We start from the raw sequence: 18,976 nt of genomic DNA, 5'->3' as shown, positions 1-18,976 counted from the left end.
TTGGCGGCATCTGACGCGCTGCGTGACGCATATGGACTAAAATTTCCATGCGTAGCGACATATTCCGCTTGACTGAGGTCGATGACAGGAATAGCAACGACGGCAGGACACCTCTCCCTAACGAGAGGCGCCTATCTGAAAGGGTAGTCAAATGACAGATATAGTGAAGCCGGACCTCCGGCCGGGCAATACGCATTTCTCTTCTGGTCCCTGCTCGAAGCGTCCCGGTTGGTCGCTAGATGCTCTCTCCGATGCACCGCTCGGTCGCTCGCATCGCGCCAAGGTTGGTAAAGCCAAGCTGAAGCAGGCCATCGATCTCACCCGTGAAATTCTAAACGTTCCCGCCGACTATCGCATCGGCATCGTTCCTGCATCCGATACCGGCGCTGTTGAAATGGCGCTCTGGTCGCTGCTCGGTGAACGCGGCGTCGATATGCTCGCCTGGGAAAGCTTCGGCGCAGGCTGGGTCACCGACGTCGTCAAGCAGCTGAAGCTGAAGGATGTGCGCAAGTTCGAGGCCGATTATGGCCTGCTGCCGAACCTTGCCGAAGTCGATTTCGACCGTGACGTGGTTTTCACCTGGAACGGCACGACGTCAGGCGTTCGGGTTGCCAATGCCGATTTCATTCCTGCTGACCGCAAGGGCCTGACGATCTGCGACGCCACCTCGGCGGCCTTCGCACAGGACATGGACTTCACGAAACTCGACGTCGTCACCTTCTCCTGGCAGAAGGTTCTGGGCGGTGAGGGTGGCCACGGTGTCATCATCCTTTCGCCCCGTGCTGTCGAGCGCCTGCTGAGCTATTCGCCGGCATGGCCACTGCCGAAAATCTTCCGCATGGTCTCCGGCGGCAAGCTGATCGAAGGCATCTTCACCGGCGAAACCATCAACACGCCGTCCATGCTCTGCGTTGAAGACTATATTGATGCGTTGCTGTGGGCGAAGAACCTCGGTGGCCTGAAGGCGCTGATCGGCCGTGCCGATGCCAATGCCAAGGTTATCTACGACTTCATCGAGAAGAATGGCTGGATCGCCAACCTGGCCGTCAAGCCGGAAACCCGCTCCAACACCTCCGTCTGCCTAAAGATCGTCGATCCCGAAGTACAGGCGCTGGATGCGGCCGCACAGGCGGATTTCGCCAAGGGCATCGTTGCCCTGCTCGAGAAGGAAAATGTCGCGCTCGATATCGGCGCTTACCGTGACGCACCGTCCGGTCTGCGCATCTGGGCCGGCGCCACCATCGAGACGGCCGATATGGAAGCCGTCATGCCCTGGCTCGCCTGGGCCTACCAGACGCAGAAGGCAGCACTTTCCAAGGCTGCCGCCTGATTTTGATACCGGCCCTGCGCAGATGCAGGGCCGCGCATTCTCCATTCGCACATCTCAATCGTTTCCTCCAAGGAGCCCGTAAACCATGGCACCTCGCGTACTCGTATCCGACGAACTGTCGGAAACCGCCGTCCAGATTTTCCGTGATCGTGGCGTCGAAGTCGATTTCCAGCCGAAGCTCGGCAAGGACAAGGACAAGCTTGCCGAAATCATCGGCAATTACGATGGTCTGGCCATCCGCTCCGCCACCAAGGCGACAGAAAAGCTGATCGAGGCTGCGACCAACCTCAAGGTCATCGGCCGCGCCGGTATCGGCGTCGACAATGTCGATATTCCGGCAGCCTCGCGCCGCGGTATCATCGTCATGAACACGCCCTTCGGCAACTCTATCACCACTGCCGAACATGCGATTGCGCTGATGTTCGCAGTCGCGCGCCAGCTTCCGGCTGCCGATAGCTCCACGCAGGCCGGCAAGTGGGAAAAATCGAAATTCATGGGTGTCGAAATCACCGGCAAGACGCTCGGTGTTATCGGTGCCGGCAATATCGGTGGCATCGTCTGCTCACGGGCCCTGGGTTTGAAGATGCATGTTCTGGCCTACGACCCCTTCCTCTCGCCGGAGCGCGCGCAGGAAATGGGCGTAACTAAGGTCGAGCTGGACGAGCTGCTGGCGCAGGCCGACTTCATCACCCTGCATGTGCCGATGACCGACAAGACACGCGGCATCCTCAACGCTGAAAACCTTGCCAAGACCAAGAAGGGCGTTCGTATCGTCAACTGCGCCCGTGGCGGTCTGGTAGATGAAGCAGCGCTTGCCGAAGCCATCAAGTCCGGCCATGTCGCCGGTGCCGGTTTCGACGTGTTCGAAGTCGAACCAGCCACTGAAAGCCCGCTTTTCGGCCTGCCAAACGTCGTCTGCACGCCGCATCTCGGCGCTTCGACTACGGAAGCACAGGAAAATGTTGCCCTGCAGGTTGCCGAGCAGATGTCGGATTATCTCGTCAAGGGTGCCGTCTCCAACGCCATCAACATGCCGTCGATCACGGCTGATGAGGCGCCGCGCCTGAAGCCTTTCATCCGTCTGGCGGATGTTCTCGGCTCCTTCGTCGGTCAGGTGCAGGAAAGCGCCACCAAGGAAATCGAAATCCTCTATGATGGCGCAACCGCCAACATGAACACCAAGGCATTGACCAGTGCATTGCTGGCCGGCCTGATCCGCAGCCAGGTGGCTGACGTGAACATGGTTTCGGCTCCTGTCATGATCAAGGAAAAGGGCATCATCCTTTCCGAAGTCAAGCGCGACAAGACCGGCGTTTACGACGGCTATATCAAGCTGACGGTCAAGACGGAAAACCAGATCCGCTCGGTTGCCGGCACGGTGTTTTCGGATGGCAAGCCGCGCTTCATCCAGATCAAGAACATCAACATGGATGCCGATGTCGGATCGCACATGATCTACATCACCAACACGGACGTTCCCGGCATGATCGGCTTCATGGGCACCACGCTCGGCGAGGCTGGCGTCAACATCGCCAACTTCCAGCTCGGCCGTGAAAAGGAAGCCGGTGACGCCATCGCGCTGCTTTATGTCGATGGTCCGGTTTCCGAAACGGTGCTGGACAAGCTGCGCGCCAATCCGGCGATCCGCCAGGTCAAGCCGCTGACTTTCAACGTCGACTGATCTTATCGTTCCTCCCAAGGGGACAATAAGGCCCGGTTCAGGGGAAACCCTGTGCCGGGTTTTTCGGTTTTTCGGCCACGGATTTTATGGCAATACGCGTCTGTCTCGCGTGGCGGTTGTATATCACGAAAAATTTAAGCCGAGTGGTCTAAAAATGATGATCATGAGTTGCTATATCGCCTGCTGAGATGCTGCTCATGGGAGGGCGGCCAACAGGAGATAGTGATGTTTGCTGCCTTTCGGCGCTTCAAGGGTTTGTTCGCAGTCGCCGCACTTGGTATCGCGGTGTCTTTCGTGGCGGTTGATATGGCCGAGGCACGTCGTGCCGGCGGTGGTTTCGGCAGCCGTGGTACGCGGACATACTCCGCACCACCTGCGACCACCACTGCGCCGGGCCAGACCGCGCCGATTAATCGCAGCATGACCCCCAATACCAACCAGGCGGCGCCCAATGCTGCCCAGCCGGCGCGCCCCGGTGCGCAGGCGGCCCCGCAGCAGAGCCGTGGCCTGTTTGGCGGCATGATGGGTGGTCTTATGGGCGGCCTGTTGATGGGCGGCCTGTTCGGCATGCTGATGGGCGGCGGTTTTGGCGGTATGGCCGGTTTCTTCGGCATGCTGATGCAGGTACTGCTTATCGGTGGTCTGGTGATGCTCGCCATGCGTTTCTTCGCATCGCGCCGTCAGGGCCAGCCCGCTTATGGTGCAGCCGGCGGCTCGCAGCGCACGGATCATTCCGGTTCGTCCTCTAATGGTGGCTCGCAGGCAGGTCCTTCCGCATCCTCGTTCAAAATCCCGAAGATCGGCGCTCTCGCCGGTGCTACGGGCGGTGCGGCAGCGGTCACTGCGGCAGCAGCCAAGCCGGTGGCGCACGAGAACGCCGTTTCCGAAGGTGACGAGATCGGCATCACCCAGGGCGACCTCGAAACCTTCCAGAAAATGCTCGAAGACGTCCAGTCCGCCTATGCTGCAGAGGATTACGGCACGTTGCGCAAGCTGACGACCCCGGAAGCCATGTCCTATCTCGCCGAGGAATTGAGCGACAATGCCACGAGCGGTGTGAAAAACGACGTCCGCGACGTGACGCTGCTGCAGGGCGATGTTGCCGAAGCCTGGCACGAAGAGGGCCAGGACTATGCGACGGTGGCCATGCGCTACTCCGCCATCGACATCATGCGCGATCGCACCTCGGGCAAGGTTATCGAGGGTGACGAGCACAAGCCTTCCGAAGCGGTGGAAATGTGGACCTTCGTGCGCCATGGCGGCAACGACAACTGGCAGGTCGCCGCCATTCAGGCCGCCGCCTGAGGCGAGAGCGAGTTTCATTTCTAGACTGAACAGCCCGGAGGTTACCAACCTCCGGGCTTTCGTTTGTCAGGATCAGCGATATTACCGATTTCGGCGTTGATTCGGGTTGTGCCCGGGCGCAGACGGGGGGCAGGGCAGGGGCACGAAAAAAACGGCTGATAAATCTAACGGGTGATATCTGCCGCACTCTCAAATCCGGACTTGGCCTCTCGCCCTGCCATGCAAGGGTTTGCGTGCTCACTGCCAAGGCATCTTGTCTGCGCATGGCTCGGTGCTTCCACGGAATCGCCTTTTTTCATTCATCCGGCATTCAGTCCCCGCGTCCTACCACGGGGCATACACGTCAATGTGACTTTTCGCGTCGGTTCTAAACCGCTTTGGAAAGGGAACCTCAGCCGCAAAACAGCGTTGACAATCCAATCCCCGGCCCGCCTCCCGCACGCCGGGCTGGGTGGCCGGGCAACGCAGGCCCTGTGAGAGAACGGAGAGCTATCGAGATGAAACGCTTTGACCTGATCGACGGGATGCGTGGTTACTTCCTCGTTTTCATGCTGATCAACCATCTGGTGTTTGCCGGCGGCTTCTGGCTGGTGGAAATCAATCACCGGCAGTTTGCCTTTGTCGAGGACGCGCAGGGCTTCGTGTTCCTGTCCGGTCTCCTGATCGGTATGGTCTATGCCCGCAAGATGATGAAATATGGTTATGACGCCGGCAAGCAGATGATCTGGAACCGGGCGATGGAGCTTTATCGCTACGCGATGGGCCTTGTCATTGCCGTGCTGTTCTTCCGCATGGTCATCCCGCATGCGCCTTACATCTGGTACAACTGGCTCGGCATGACGACCTTCGACGATCCGCTGCGTCTCGCTGCCATTGCGACATTCCTCTTCCAGCCGACCTTCATGGATATCTTGCCGCAGTACATCGTCTACATGCTGTTTGCGCCGATCCTTGTTAAGCTCTGCCTTGATGGCAAGTGGGCCTACGTCATGGCCGGCTCCCTGCTGGTCTGGATGGCTGGCCAGCTTGGCCTGCAGCAGATCGTCACGACGCCGCTCAACGAACTCGTCAAGGGTGCGGATGAGCAGGGCATCCGCGTCAGCTTCAACCTGCTGGGCTGGCAGCTGGTGTTCTATTCGGCATTGGTGATGGGCGCGATGACGGCGCAGAACCGTATTCCGTGGAAGGCGATCTTCTCGCCGCAGCATACGTGGTTGCCTAAGGCCGCGCTGCTTATCTGCCTGTTCTTCCTGCCGCTGCGCATCGCCACGGCATGGGGCCTGATGCCGGAATTCATGATGGGCAAGTTCTCCACGATGGAAATCCGCGCCGATTTCGGCCCCGTCTATCTCATCAACTTCCTCGCCGTCGGCGTCGGCCTGACCTGGCTGGTGATTGCCGGTCCGAAGCATCACAACCCGCTCGTGCGTTCCATTGCCGAAGGCGTGATCTGGGTGCTGTCGCTGAAGTTCCTGCAATTGCTCGGTCGCCATTCGCTGCAGGTCTATGTCTGGCACGTGGCGATCGTCTACGGCGTCTATTACCTTGATGGCCGCACGGCGGAATTGTCGCAGGTCAGCAAGACGCTGATTGCCTTCACGGCCATCGGCCTGCTGGCGTTGCCGGCCCTGTGGCGGGAGCGCGACAAGTGGATCGGCAGCAGCGGCCAGAAGACGGCTGGCGCTTAACACCACCACTATTTCCGGTGTCTGAGGGCTTTACGGGGCGGTTTTCCGCCCCGTACTTGCGTGCGCGGCCATTCCTTTCTATATGCAGCCCTTAAATCCGCAGGATGGCGGCGCAGGACAGTCCGGTTTTTCCGGCTGATGCCCACGCGGCGGATGACCGACAGGCGGCGGGGCCTTTACCCCCGTTATGACTGACGATGGGAAAAAACGTGAATACGCTCGATTTTGACAAGAGGCCGGAAGATACCCGGATCGTTGTCGCCATGTCCGGTGGCGTCGATTCTTCGGTTGTGGCCGGTATCCTCAAGCGCGAGGGCTATGATGTCCTTGGCATTACGCTCCAGCTCTATGACCATGGTGCTGCCGTGCACCGCGCCGGTTCCTGTTGCGCGGGGCAGGATATTGATGATGCGCGCAGGGTCTGCGAAACGCTGGGTATTCCGCATTATGTGCTGGATTACGAAGCGCGGTTCCGTGAAACCGTCATCAATCCTTTTGCCGAAGCCTATGCGATGGGTGAAACGCCGATCCCCTGTGTCGCCTGCAACCAGACAGTAAAATTTGCCGATCTGCTCGCCACCGCGCAGGAACTGGGCGCCGATGCGCTGGCAACCGGCCATTATATCCGCTCACGCCCCAATCCCGTGTCTGGCCAGCCGGGCCGCCGCGCGCTTTATCGCCCGATCGATAGCGACCGCGACCAGAGCTGGTTCCTGTTCGCCACCACGCAGGAGCAGATCGACTATCTGCGCTTTCCGCTGGGTGGCCTCTCCAAGGCCGAAACGAGGGCGCTGGCGGAAGATATGGGGCTCGTCGTTGCCAAGAAGGCCGACAGCCAGGACATCTGTTTCGTGCCGCAGGGCAAATATACCGATATCATCAACAAGCTGAAGCCGAATGCGGCTCTGGCCGGCGATATCGTCCATCTGGATGGTCGTGTGCTCGGCCGCCATGATGGTATCGTGCATTATACGATCGGCCAGCGTCGTGGCATCGGTGTTGCCACCGGGGAGCCTCTCTACGTCGTGCATCTCGATGCGCGTGGCCGCCGTGTTATTGTTGGCCCCCGCGAAGCGCTGGAAACCCGCCGCGTCTATCTGCGTGACATGAACTGGCTGGGTGACGGCGAACTGGCTGTCGACGCCGGGCAGGGTTTTGCCTGCTTCGCCAAAGTGCGCTCCACGCGCCCACCAACCGAAGCGGTGCTGCATGCCGACGAAAATGGCATCTATGTGGATCTGATGACCGGCGAAGCCGGCGTCGCCCCGGGCCAGGCCTGCGTGCTCTATTCAGCGCCGGGCGCGGATGCCCGCGTTTACGGTGGTGGTTTCATCGAACGTTCGGAACGCTCGGTGGAAGCCGAGGCTTCGCTGAAGGCACTTCTGGAAAAGCCGGTTGCGGCCTGAAACAGTTCGCTTTTTGCCGCGAGGTGGAAAGCGAATTTTTTGCGCATCTTGCGCTTGACACTTTGGGGAGCGGCACCTTATAAGCCGCTCATCCTGATGGAGCGGCCAGTCACATGACTGTCACGTTTCCCCTGTGGCGGGGTAGCTCAGGTGGTTAGAGCAGCGGAATCATAATCCGCGTGTCGGGGGTTCAAGTCCCTCTCCCGCTACCACTTTCATCCAAAGTACAAAATTAAATAAGCGCCTTGTGCGCCTGTTTTTTGCCGTCTGCTCAAGGCCGGAAAGTGCCTACAGCAGTGTATTGGCCCATAGCGGTCGCCAAAAAAAGGGAAACCCGCCTGCTGCCAAAATGCAGCCAGCGGGTCTCGACCTCTACCCCCTCCCACAAGGGCGGCTGCACAAAAGCACATCAAATGAATTATGGCAAGATCATGGCGACCATATTGTTGCCGTGGACGGCTCCGTTCGCCAATTTAGTGGCGGATGGCACAGTGTGACCAGTTCCGTGTGCCGCTGGTAAGGCGCCTGATAGGAGACGATGTTCTCTGAGCAGCGCATTTCGGTGCGATTCGAATAGGTGTTCTCAGCCCTGTGTGACTGATAGTGGTCCCTGTGCCGTGAAGGCTGATGCTGGCCATAAACGACCGTGTCTGCCGCGAATGAGGCGGGCGGCATCGTTACGGCAGCGAGTGCTGCAATCAAAAGAGTTTTCGAAATTGCGGACATGGGTGTTTCCCCCGGTGTTGATCAACAGAGGGAAACACCCTCTATACGGGCGATGTTCCGGACGGGGAGATTTATTTTTTGGCGGCAGATGCAAAAAAATGCCCGCTCATGGCGGGCAATTCAGAGGGGAACCGAGGTTAGGAGCCTCGCATCTGAAACGACCATTTCTGACGGAAGTTCCATTCGTCCGATAATTTCATTGCGGTTCTGAAAAGGCAGGATGACGAACTCTTGAGCGCCGAGCCGCATAACCCAGCACAATACGGCTGGTCTGAAATTCGGTATTCCGCTGAAAGATTACGTCTCTTGGAAAATTTGGAGCGGGCGAAGGGATTTGAACCCTCGACCCCAACCTTGGCAAGGTTGTGCTCTACCCCTGAGCTACACCCGCTCAAATCCACCGGTCCGGGGTAGTCGCTGAACCGTGGGTCACCACGTTGCGGCGACGGGCGCTATATCGCTCAATCGATTTTGGAATGCAACAGGGAAATGACAAAAACGCGAAAATTTCTTTGAAAAATGCGACAAGCGACGGAAATGATTGGCGGTTTTTCATCTCTACGTTTTTTCCGGCGTTGCCAAGCGCCGGTTGCCCCCTTAATCAGGAATGCAATGATAATGGAATCGGCAGAGGCGGGCGGCGGAATATGGCGGAGAATTCTCCCAGAACGGCAACGGAGCTCTTCCAGTTTCTGGATGGGCTCGGCATTTCTCATACCACGAAACAGCACGAACCGGTGTTTACCGTTGCCGAATCCCAGTCGCTGCGCGATCTCATTCCCGGCGGCCATACGAAAAACCTTTTCGTAAAGGACAAGAAAGATCAATATTTTGTTCTGACTGTCGAAGAAAATGCCGTCGTCGATCTCAAAAGCGTTCACAAGACGATAGGTGCTGCAAGCCGCGTGTCCTTTGGCAGGCCGGAAAAAATGCTTGAATATCTGGGCGTCGTGCCGGGATCGGTGACGGTGTTCGGGGCGATCAACGACACTGGCAGGCAGGTCACCTTCGTGCTCGACAGTGATCTTCTGGAAAACGAACTGGTCAATGGCCATCCGCTTTCCAACGACCAGACGACGACGATCGCGTCGAAGGATCTTATCCGCTTTCTTGAGGCGACCGGACATGCGCCGCTTGTCTTGAAAGTCAGCGAGTGAGATACGATCTTTGCTTCAACTGAGACATGCGACAGAAATTGCGGGAGACCGGCATGAGCGACACCAATAATCCTTACGGCGGTTCCTATGGCGGGCAGATGTCTGCAAGCGCGCATCACAACGGCGAGCTGAATGGTGCGGCCTCCGGTCACATCAAGGACACAACGACGGCTGCTTTCTCCAAGGATGTTCTTGAGGAATCGCGCCGCCAGCCGGTTCTGGTGGATTTCTGGGCGCCCTGGTGCGGCCCGTGCAAGCAGCTGACGCCGGTGCTTGAAAAGGTCATCAACGAGGCGAACGGCCGTGTGAAGCTTGTGAAGCTGAACATCGACGATCACCCGTCCATTCCGGGCCAGCTCGGTATCCAGTCCATCCCCGCCATCGTCGCTTTTGCCGATGGCCGGCCGGTGGATGGCTTCATGGGCGCGGTGCCGGAAAGCCAGATCAAGCAGTTCATCGACAAGATTGCCGGACCGGATGCGGGTGATCCCAAAGCCGAAATCGAGGCGGCTCTGACCGAGGCGAAACAGCTTCTGACGGATGGCGATTTTAACGGCGCGGCACAGCTGTTCGGCGCCGTCATGCAGGCCGATCCGGAAAACCCCGCGGCGATTGCTGGTATCGCCGAATGCATGATTGCTGCCGGTCAGTATGAGCGGGCTAGCGAACTGCTCTCCTCCCTGCCTGCGGAGCTCAACGAAGATGCGGGCATTCAGCTCGTTCTGAAAAAGATCGCGCAATATGAGGAAGCCCGAAAGATCGGGGATCCGGTGGCGCTGGAAAGCGATCTGGCGCTCAATCCCGATCATCACGAGGCGCGGGTGAAGCTCGCCAAGGTGCTGAACGCTCAAGGGCGGCGCGATGAAGCGGCAGACCATCTGCTCTATGTTATGCGCAAGGACCGGACCTTTGATGATGACGGCGCGCGCCGCCAGCTTCTGGAGTTTTTCGAGGCCTGGGGCTTCAAGGACCCGGCAACCGTCGCCGGCCGCCGGAAGCTTTCGGCAATATTGTTTTCGTAATGCGGGCATATCCCGGCCGAGGCGGTTGATCTGCAGGCCGGGCAGCAGTGAACAGGGGGCTTGATCCCATGCATGTCGGAAATGCGAGATATGTGAAGAACGACGATCTGCCGGAAACCGTGCCGGTATTTCCCTTGCCGGGTGCCCTGCTGCTACCGGAAGGCCATCTTCCGCTCAATATTTTCGAGCCAAGATATCTCGCCATGATCGACATGGCACTGGCTGGCCACCGTGTCATCGGCATGGTGCAGCCGGCCCTGAACGTCATTGAGGCGGGGATTGAAGGCGGGCCTTTGAGCGCGGTCGGATGTCTCGGCCGCATTACCTCCTTTTCCGAAACCGGGGATGGCCGTTATGTCATCTCTCTCACCGGTGTCTGCCGTTTCCGCTTGCTGGAAGAGGTGGAGGCAGGCAAGCCCTATCGCAGCTTCCGTCACGCGCCGTTCATTGCCGATCTTTCCGGCGAATATGACGAGGAAGCGGTGGATCGCGAAAATCTGCTCCGGGTATTCCGCGCATTTCTGGACGCAAACCAGCTGGAGGCTGATTGGGAAAGCGTGGAAAGGGCGGGCAATCGTGTCCTCGTCAATTCCCTGTCCATGATGTCTCCCTTCGGTCCGGCCGAAAAACAGGCGCTGCTTGAAGCCCCCGACCTGAAGACACGGGCCGAAACATTGATTGCCATCACCGAGATCGTTCTTGCCCAGGGGTCGGGCGAGGGCGGCACTGTGCTGCAATAGGATCGCCCCATGGACGACAGAATGAGCAATGTCGATCCGAAGCTCCTGGAGCTGCTGGTCTGCCCTTTGACCAAGGGACGTCTTTCTTATGACCGGACCCACAACGAGCTCATCTCCGAAAGCGCAAGGCTCGCTTACCCGATCCGCGACGGCGTGCCGATCATGCTGATTTCCGAAGCGCGTAAAATAGAAGACTAGCCTCCCCGTCTGCTGGCCGCCACGCATCCTCCTGTTGTGAATTGACGAAGATGCGTTGACAACCATGCGTGGATTTGACCAGAGTCCCGCCCGACATGTCTGTTGCGGGAGAATACTGATGTCGTTGCGCGCGCTCGTCCGGATTTCGTTGGTTGCGGTCTCTACCGCCCTGATTTTTCTCCCGGCCACGGCGGCCGAACCTTCGCGGAAAGTGGTAACCACGCAAAACGGCGATTATTTCGGCTTCGATCTTCGGACGGAGCAGAATGTCTCGCTGGAACAATGCGGCGAGATTTGCGTCGGCGACGCTGCCTGCAAGGCCTTCACCTACAATCCCAAGGTGAAATGGTGCTTCCTCAAATCGGATTTCAACCAGCTGAACGCTTTCCCCGGCGCAGTTGCCGGCAAGATCGTGGAAGTGGCGACGGAAGCCGATATCGGTGCGCCGCAACGCCTTTCCTTCGTGACGGACAGCCTGCAGCAGGAAGCCCGCCGGCTGAAATCCGGCCTTGCTGCCAGTGACGGTGACGAACAGGGCGTGGAAGCCCTTGTGCAGACGGCGCGGCAACAGGCAGCCGCAGGCAATGTTGCCGATGCGGTCACGACCTATAAACAGGCTCTAGCCATCACGCCTGATGACGGTGCGCTCTGGGCGGAATTGTCGGAAAAGGCGGCGCAGGTCACGGATAATTATTCGATCGCTGGGCAGGCGGCGTCTGCCGCCATCAACGCCTATCAGCTGAGCCGCACGGTCAGCGCCCGCACCGAGGCCCTGAACCGGCTGGCGAAGGCTTTTGAGCGAACCCAGAATTATCGCGCGGCACTCAATTCCTATAAGGAGAGCCTTGCGCTCACCGACAACGCACAGACAACGGCGGCCTATGCCGATCTGCGCACGCGTCAGGGTTTCCGCGTCATCAACAACACCGTGGATACCGATAGCGTCAGCCCGCGCGCCTGCGTGCAGTTTTCCGAACCGCTGGTGAAGAACGGCGTCGATTATTCCTCCTTCATCACGCTGGATGGGGCAGCCCCCAAGGCCATCGAAGCGAAGGGCAGCGAGATCTGCGTGGAAGGCCTGACCCATGGCCAGCGCTACAAGATAGCGCTGCGCGCCGGCCTGCCGTCTTCGGTGGAAGAGCCTCTGGAAAAGCAGGTCAATCTCGATATTTATGTGCGTGACCGCGCCGCCAGCGTGCGCTTCACGGGTGAAAATTTCGTACTGCCGGGTACTGCGCGCCGCGGCATTCCGATCGTCTCCGTTAATGCCGACAAGGCCGATCTGAAGCTCTATCGCGTCGGTGATCGCAACATCACCGCGCTGCTTTCCAATTCGCAGTTTCTGACGCAGATGGACGGTTACAACGCCGACCGCATCGAAAATGAAATCGGCGAACTCGTCTGGCAGGGCGCGATCGATATCCAGCCGGATCTCAACAAGGATGTGGTGACGAGCTTCCCGGTGGATGAAGCTTTGCCGGAGCGGAAACCTGGCATCTATGTGCTGACAGCCGTGCCGCCCGGCACCGCGCCGGAAACATGGGATTCCCGCGCCACGCAATGGTTCCTCGTATCCGATACCGGCATCACGACCTATGCCGGAACCGATGGGCTCAATGTCTTCGTCCGCGCCCTTGGCAGCGCCAAGCCGCTCGCGGACGTGGATTTGCAGCTGCTTGCCAAGAATAATGAGGTGCTTGGCACGGCTAAGACCGATGCGGACGGCCGCGCGGTGTTTTCCGCCGGCCTGATGCGCGGCACCGCTGCGCAGGCGCCCGCAATCCTCACCGCACGCAACGGCGACAAGGACTACGTGTTCCTCGACATGACCCGCGCCGGCTTCGACCTCTCGGATCGTGGCGTGACGGGACGTGCAGCACCCGGCGCGATCGATGTGTTCAGCTGGACCGAACGCGGCATCTACCGCGCCGGCGAGACCGTGCATGCCGCAGCGCTTGCCCGCGACGTCGACGGCAAGGCAATCGAGGATCTTCCGCTCACTTTCATCTTCTCGCGCCCTGACGGTGTCGAGGACCGGCGTTTCGTCAGCGACGGCAAGGCGCTGGGCGGCCATGCGGTCGATCTGCCGTTGCAGGCAAATGCCATGCGCGGCACCTGGACAATGCGCATCCATACCGATCCGAAGACGGCTGCCATCAGCGAAAAGAGCTTCCTCGTCGATGATTTCGTGCCTGATCGCACCGAGTTCGATCTTTCCAGCAAGGCAAAACAGATCGACCCGGCTGCGGAAACCGCGATCGACGTCGATGGCCGTTATCTCTATGGCGCGCCCGCTGCCGGCCTGACGCTGGAAGGCGAGGTCGCGATCAAGCCGACGCGCACCAGCGCCGATTTCGAGGGTTATTTCTTTGGCCTGGCCGATGAGGAAAGCGAAGAGGAAAACCGCACCACGCTTGCCGATCTGCCGGTTCTGGATGAAGAGGGCAAGGCGAGCTTCAATGTCGATCTGACCGACCTGCCCTCCACCACGCAACTGCTCTCCGCCAACATCACCGTGCGCATGCAGGAGGCGGGTGGACGTGCCGTGGAGCGCTCGCTGACGCTGCCTATCAAGGCGGAAGCCTCTGTTATCGGCATCAAGCCGCAATTTTCCGGCGATCTCGCCCAGAATTCCGTTGGCCGTTTCCACATCATCGGCGTTGATGCCGATGGCGTAAAACAGGCGATGAGCGGCCTCAACTGGAAGCTCATCAAGGTCGAGCGCAACTATCAATGGTATCGTCAGGGCAATTCCTGGCGTTACGAGCCGGTGGAATATACCAAGCAGCAGGAAGCCGGCAGCTTGTCCGTCGATGCCAATGGCGGCGAGATTTCCGTGCCCGTCACCTGGGGCCGCTACCGGCTGGAAGTGGAGGGTGCCGGCAATGGCGCACCGGTTTCCAGCGTTGAATTCGATGCCGGTTTTTATGTTGAGGCAAGCTCGACGGAAACGCCGGATGCGCTGGAAATCGCGCTGGACAAACAGAGCTACAAGATCGGCGATACGGCGAAACTCAAGGTTTCCTCGCGTTTTGCCGGCGAACTGATGATCACGTCCGGTTCCGAGAAGCTGATTTCCGTTCAGAATGCCGAGATCGGCGCGGATGGCGGCGAGATCGACATTCCGGTCACCGAGGAATGGGGTGCGGGCGCTTACGTCACGGCCACGCTGTTCCGGCCCGGCGATGCGCAGGAAAGCCGTATGCCGATGCGCGCCATCGGCATCAAATGGCTTGCCGTCGATCCGGCCGAGCGCAAGCTTGCCGTCACCCTCGGCGCGCCGCAGAAGACGCTGCCGCGCCAGCCGCTTGAAATTCCGATCACGGTTGCGGGCGCTGGTGTCGGCGAAAAGGCCTATGCCATCGTTGCGGCCGTGGATGTCGGCATCCTGAACCTCACCCGCTATGAGCCGCCGAAGCCGGATGAATGGTATTTCGGCCAGCGCCGGCTGGGGCTGGAAATCCGCGACCTTTATGGCCGCCTGATTGACGGTTCGCTTGGTACCACCGGCCGGTTGCGCACCGGCGGTGATGGCGCAGGCGCCGCCCTTCAGGGCAGCCCGCCCACCGAAAAGCTGGTGGCGTTCTTTGCCGGCCCGGTCGAACTCGACGCGGACGGCAAGGCAACGGTGAGCTTCGATATTCCGCAGTTCAACGGCACGGCCCGCATCATGGCGGTTGCCTGGACGAAGACGGGTGTGGGACACGCGGTCTCCGATGCGATCATCCGCGATCCCGTCGTGGTCACGGCCAGCGCGCCGAAATTCCTCGCCCCCGGCGATGTCTCGCAATTGCGGCTCGATATCGCCAATACCGATGGTGAGGCCGGCGATTACCGGCTGGATGTGACCAGCAACACGGCCTTGACGGTCGATCAGGGCGAGATGTCGCAGACCCTGGCGCTGCAAAAGGGCGGCAAGTCGTCGTTGACCGTTCCGCTGACGGGCGAACAGCCCGGCAATGGCGCAATCACCATCAAGGTTTCCAATGCTGCGGGTGTCTCGCTGGAGCAGGTTCTGAATGTTCCGGTGCGCCCGGCCGTTCTGCCTGTCACAACGCGGCGCGAAATCAAGATCGCGCCGAACAGCAGCCTGACGATCAACGGCGATCTTCTGGCCGACAGCATGCTGCTCGGCTCTTCGGTCGCCGTCAACGTCACGCGCTCGCCCGCCTTTGATATTCCGGCGCTGGTGATGATGCTGGACAAATATCCTTACGGCTGCGCCGAGCAGACGACGAGCCGTGCTTTGCCGTTGCTCTACCTTTCGGAGCTGACGAAGGATAGCGGCATGGCGGAAGACCCCGATACCCGCAAGCGGGTGCAGGAGGCGATTTACCGGGTGCTGTCCTTCCAGTCCAGTTCCGGCAGCTTTGGCCTCTGGTCGCCGGGTTACGGCGATCTGTGGCTCGATGCCTATATCAGCGACTTCCTGACCCGCGCCCGCGAGCAGAGTTACGATGTTCCCGAAGCGGCTATGGTGCAGGCGCTGAACAATCTGCAGAACGGCCTTTCCTATGACAGCAACGTCAAGGATCGCGGTAACGAGATCGCCTATTCGCTTTATGTGCTGGCACGCAACCGCAAGGCGGCGATCAACGATCTGCGTTATTACGCGGATACGGCGCTTGCCGATTTCCCGACGCCGCTTGCCAAGGCGCAGGTTGCCGCCGCGCTTTCGCTTTATGGCGATCAGGCCCGTTCGAAGAGTGTGTTCGGCGCTTCGCTCGATATGGCAAGCCGTGCCACCAATGTCAGCTTGGCGCGGGCAGATTATGGCTCTGCGCTGCGTGACGGCGCGGCGACACTGGCGCTTGCGGCCGAAAGCCGTCCGGTTCCGGCCGTCGTGCCGCAGCTTGCCGGTGCGGTGGCCAAGGAATGGGAAAAGAAGCCCTATACCAGCACGCAGGAACAGGCCTGGATGTTGCTGGCCGCCCGTGCCGTCAAAGGCGAGGACAAGGACATCCGCCTCGACGTGAACGGTGATCTGCAGACCGGCGGTTTCGGCAAGCGGATGAGCGGCGATGAATTGCTGGCCGCTCCCTTGAAGATCGCCAATGCCTCGGCCGATCCGGTCACGGCTGTTGTCACCACCGTGGCGCCGCCGGCGCAACCGCTTGCGGCGGGCGGCGAGGGTTTCACCATCACCCGCACCTATTATTCCATGGATGGCGAGGAGGTGAACCCGAGCGAGGTCACGCAAAACGAGCGTTATGTCGCGGTGCTTAACGTCGTGCCGCAAAATAACTGGCAGTCGCGCATTCTGGTGACGGATCTCTTGCCTTCCGGTTTCGAAATCGACAATCCGAGCCTCGTCAATTCGGCAGCGCTTTCGAATTTCGACTGGTTGCCGGAAACGGAAGCGGCCCATACCGAATTCCGCTACGACCGCTTCGTGGCGGCCTTCGACCGCTCGGCCGGCGACAGTTCGGAGATCACGCTTGCCTATGTCGTCCGCGCCGTTACTCCGGGCACCTATGACCATCCGGCAGCCTCGGTTGAAGATATGTACCGGCCGCAATTTGCCGCCCGCACGGCAACCGGCCGCATGGAGGTGCGCTCGGCAACCCCATGAGGCGACGCAAGGCGATCATCGTCGGCATCGTGTCAGCCGCGCTGCTTCTCGGCGGCGCGGCCTTCGGTCTTGATGCACTGGACAAGGCCTATCCGCCGCCGCTGGAGGCTGCGCAGCAACGATCCTTCGAGGTGTTAGACCGCGACGGCAAGCTGTTACGCGCCTTTGCGACAGCGGATGGCCGCTGGCGGCTGAAAACGACTGCAGCCGATGTCGATCCGCAGTTCCTGCGCATGCTGGTCGCTTATGAGGACCAGCGGTTCTACGATCATCACGGGGTCGACCCATGGGCGCTTATGCGCTCCGCCTGGCAACTGGCCAGCAACGGCCGGATCGTCTCCGGCGCTTCGACTCTTTCCATGCAGGTGGCGCGGCTGATCGAGCCGCGCGCCGACCGCTCATTCTCGGCAAAATTGCTGCAGGCCATGCGGGCGCTCCAGATCGAAAGACGGCTCGACAAGGCTGATATCCTCGATCTCTATCTGAATATCGCGCCCTATGGCGGCAATCTCGAAGGCGTCAGGGCCGCAAGCCTCGCCTGGTTCGGCAAGGAGCCGGGCCGGCTCGATACGGCGGAGGCGGCCCTGCTGGTGGCGCTGCCGCAGCTGCCGGAGAAACGTCGTCCGGACCGTTTTCCGGAAGCGGCAAGGCAGGCGCGCGAGCGGGTGCTGCAACGGCTTGCCGTCGAACGCGTGGTGGGCGAAGGGGAAGCGGAGCGGGCGTCTCTTTCCGCTGTGCCCACCAGCCGGCGCGATTTGCCGGCTTATGCGCCGCATATGGCGGTCGCTGCGCGGGCGAAATTTCCGAATACCACAGAGGCGCGCTCGACGCTGAAACTGCCGATCCAGCGGGAGCTCGAGGGGGTTGCCCGCCATGCGGCGGAAAAGCTAGGCGACAAGGTTTCCGTCGCGATCGTCATGGCCGACGCGCAGACCGGCGATATTCTCGCGGAGGTCGGCTCGGCGGATTATCTCGATACGGCGAGGCGTGGTTTCGTCGAGATGAGCCGGGCGGTGCGCTCGCCGGGCTCCACCCTGAAGCCGTTCATCTATGGCCTTGCCTTTGAAGACGGTCTTGTCGGGCAGGAAACCATCATCGAGGATCGCCCGGCGGATTTTTCCGGTTATCGACCGCGCAATTTCGATATGCATTATCAGGGCGATGTCAGCATCCGGCAAGCTCTGCAACTGTCGCTCAACGTACCCGCCGTCAAGCTGCTGGATGCGGTCAGCCCATCGGCGCTGATGGTGCGGTTCCGGCGGGCGGGCGTCCGGCTGGTGCTGCCGTCAAGCGAGGCGCCCGGACTTGCCATTGCGCTTGGCGGGGCGGGGATTTCGCTTGTTGATCTGGTGCAGCTTTATGCCGGGCTTGCCGGCAGCGGTGATCCCGTGCGGTTGGGCGACGGCGTCCGGTCAGTCCCTGAGCGCCTTGCCGGTGACCGGCTGTTTTCCGATGCTGCGATCTGGAATGTCTCTGACATACTTTCCGGCGTGCTGCCGCCGCTCGGTATGAAACAGCGCGGAATCGCCTACAAGACAGGCACGAGTTACGGTTATCGTGATGCCTGGTCGGTGGGCTATGACGGGCGGCACGTCATCGGCGTCTGGGTCGGCCGGGCTGATAATGGCGCGGTGCCGGGTATTGCCGGTTACGCGACAGCGGCCCCGATCCTGTTCGAGGCCTTCGCAAAATCCGGTGTGGCAATCACGCCGATGCCCGGCGCACCCTCCGGTGTGGCGCGCGTTGCCGTCACCGACCTTCCCGCCAACCAGCGGCGTTTCACCCTAACCGCAAGCGGCCTGCTTTCAGCCTCGAGACGCGAAAGCGCCCCGCGCATCGTTTATCCGCCGGAAGGAGCAAGGGTTGAGCTTTCCGGCCAGTCGGGCATTTCACCGCTGGTGCTGAAGCTGCAAGGCGGGCGCGCTCCCTTCCGCTGGCTCGCGAATGGCATGCCTCTGCCCGACGCTTCCCATCGCCGCAACAGCGAGTGGCGACCCGAGGGGCAAGGGTTTTCCACCCTCACGGTGATCGATGCCGATGGCCGCGCCTCGAGCGTGCGGATTTTCGTCGAGTGAGTTTTGCGGCCTGACGGTGCCGCTTTCAACTGCCGTTCCCCAAAAAGCGATATTGAGCATATCCAGGAAAAGTGGC

Annotated in this window: 11 protein-coding genes and 2 tRNA genes; 12 read left to right on the top strand and 1 reads right to left on the bottom strand. The window is 60.3% G+C overall.

What is annotated here, in order from left to right:
• Positions 1-151: 151 nt before the first annotated feature.
• The 6 genes from PL640_RS10475 (at position 152) to PL640_RS10450 (ending at position 7,622) form a co-directional block, all read left to right on the top strand.
• Complete coding sequence (locus PL640_RS10475; RefSeq protein ID WP_271361797.1) at positions 152-1,330, top strand: phosphoserine transaminase; 1,179 nt, start codon at positions 152-154, stop codon at positions 1,328-1,330.
• Positions 1,331-1,415: 85 nt separating this feature from the next.
• Complete coding sequence (gene serA / locus PL640_RS10470; protein WP_271361795.1) at positions 1,416-3,011, top strand: phosphoglycerate dehydrogenase; 1,596 nt, start codon at positions 1,416-1,418, stop codon at positions 3,009-3,011.
• A gap of 225 nt (positions 3,012-3,236) precedes the next feature.
• A complete protein-coding gene (locus PL640_RS10465) occupies positions 3,237-4,316 on the top strand; it encodes a Tim44 domain-containing protein (protein ID WP_271361794.1) in 1,080 nt (359 codons plus the stop codon).
• 497 nt (positions 4,317-4,813) lie between these two features.
• On the top strand, positions 4,814-6,004 hold the full coding sequence (locus tag PL640_RS10460; RefSeq protein WP_142841525.1) for an OpgC family protein: 1,191 nt from the start codon (positions 4,814-4,816) through the stop codon (positions 6,002-6,004).
• A gap of 209 nt (positions 6,005-6,213) precedes the next feature.
• Positions 6,214-7,410 carry a tRNA 2-thiouridine(34) synthase MnmA gene (mnmA, locus tag PL640_RS10455; RefSeq protein WP_142841524.1) on the top strand — a complete coding sequence of 399 codons (1,197 nt, stop codon included), beginning with the start codon at positions 6,214-6,216 and terminating at the stop codon, positions 7,408-7,410.
• A gap of 135 nt (positions 7,411-7,545) precedes the next feature.
• A tRNA-Met gene (locus tag PL640_RS10450) sits at positions 7,546-7,622 on the top strand.
• Positions 7,623-8,452: 830 nt separating this feature from the next.
• Here the strand turns inward: PL640_RS10450 and PL640_RS10445 are convergent.
• Positions 8,453-8,527, bottom strand: a tRNA-Gly gene (locus tag PL640_RS10445).
• A 256-nt stretch (positions 8,528-8,783) separates the two neighbouring features.
• On the opposite strand from PL640_RS10445, the gene PL640_RS10440 reads away from it, so the two are divergent.
• The 6 genes from PL640_RS10440 (at position 8,784) to pbpC (ending at position 18,900) form a co-directional block, all read left to right on the top strand.
• On the top strand, positions 8,784-9,293 hold the full coding sequence (locus PL640_RS10440; RefSeq protein WP_225338763.1) for a prolyl-tRNA synthetase associated domain-containing protein: 510 nt from the start codon (positions 8,784-8,786) through the stop codon (positions 9,291-9,293).
• 53 nt (positions 9,294-9,346) lie between these two features.
• Positions 9,347-10,315, top strand: coding sequence for a thioredoxin (gene trxA / locus PL640_RS10435; protein WP_046799884.1), 969 nt, complete (start codon positions 9,347-9,349; stop codon positions 10,313-10,315).
• A 68-nt stretch (positions 10,316-10,383) separates the two neighbouring features.
• Positions 10,384-11,055: an LON peptidase substrate-binding domain-containing protein gene (locus PL640_RS10430; protein ID WP_161991344.1), complete on the top strand. Its 672-nt coding sequence runs from the start codon at positions 10,384-10,386 to the stop codon at positions 11,053-11,055.
• A 9-nt stretch (positions 11,056-11,064) separates the two neighbouring features.
• On the top strand, positions 11,065-11,253 hold the full coding sequence (locus PL640_RS10425) for a Trm112 family protein (protein WP_006310303.1): 189 nt from the start codon (positions 11,065-11,067) through the stop codon (positions 11,251-11,253).
• A 118-nt stretch (positions 11,254-11,371) separates the two neighbouring features.
• Positions 11,372-16,825: an alpha-2-macroglobulin family protein gene (locus tag PL640_RS10420; RefSeq protein ID WP_271361793.1), complete on the top strand. Its 5,454-nt coding sequence runs from the start codon at positions 11,372-11,374 to the stop codon at positions 16,823-16,825.
• Positions 16,822-18,900 carry a penicillin-binding protein 1C gene (pbpC, locus tag PL640_RS10415; RefSeq protein ID WP_271361792.1) on the top strand — a complete coding sequence of 693 codons (2,079 nt, stop codon included), beginning with the start codon at positions 16,822-16,824 and terminating at the stop codon, positions 18,898-18,900. The genes PL640_RS10420 and pbpC overlap by 4 nt, the downstream gene beginning before the upstream one ends.
• Positions 18,901-18,976 lie beyond the last annotated feature (76 nt).

The sequence above is a fragment of the Agrobacterium sp. ST15.16.024 genome (assembly GCF_027956545.1).
Lineage (GTDB): Bacteria > Pseudomonadota > Alphaproteobacteria > Rhizobiales > Rhizobiaceae > Agrobacterium > Agrobacterium cucumeris.
This window is presented reverse-complemented; position numbering and strand designations above follow the sequence as displayed.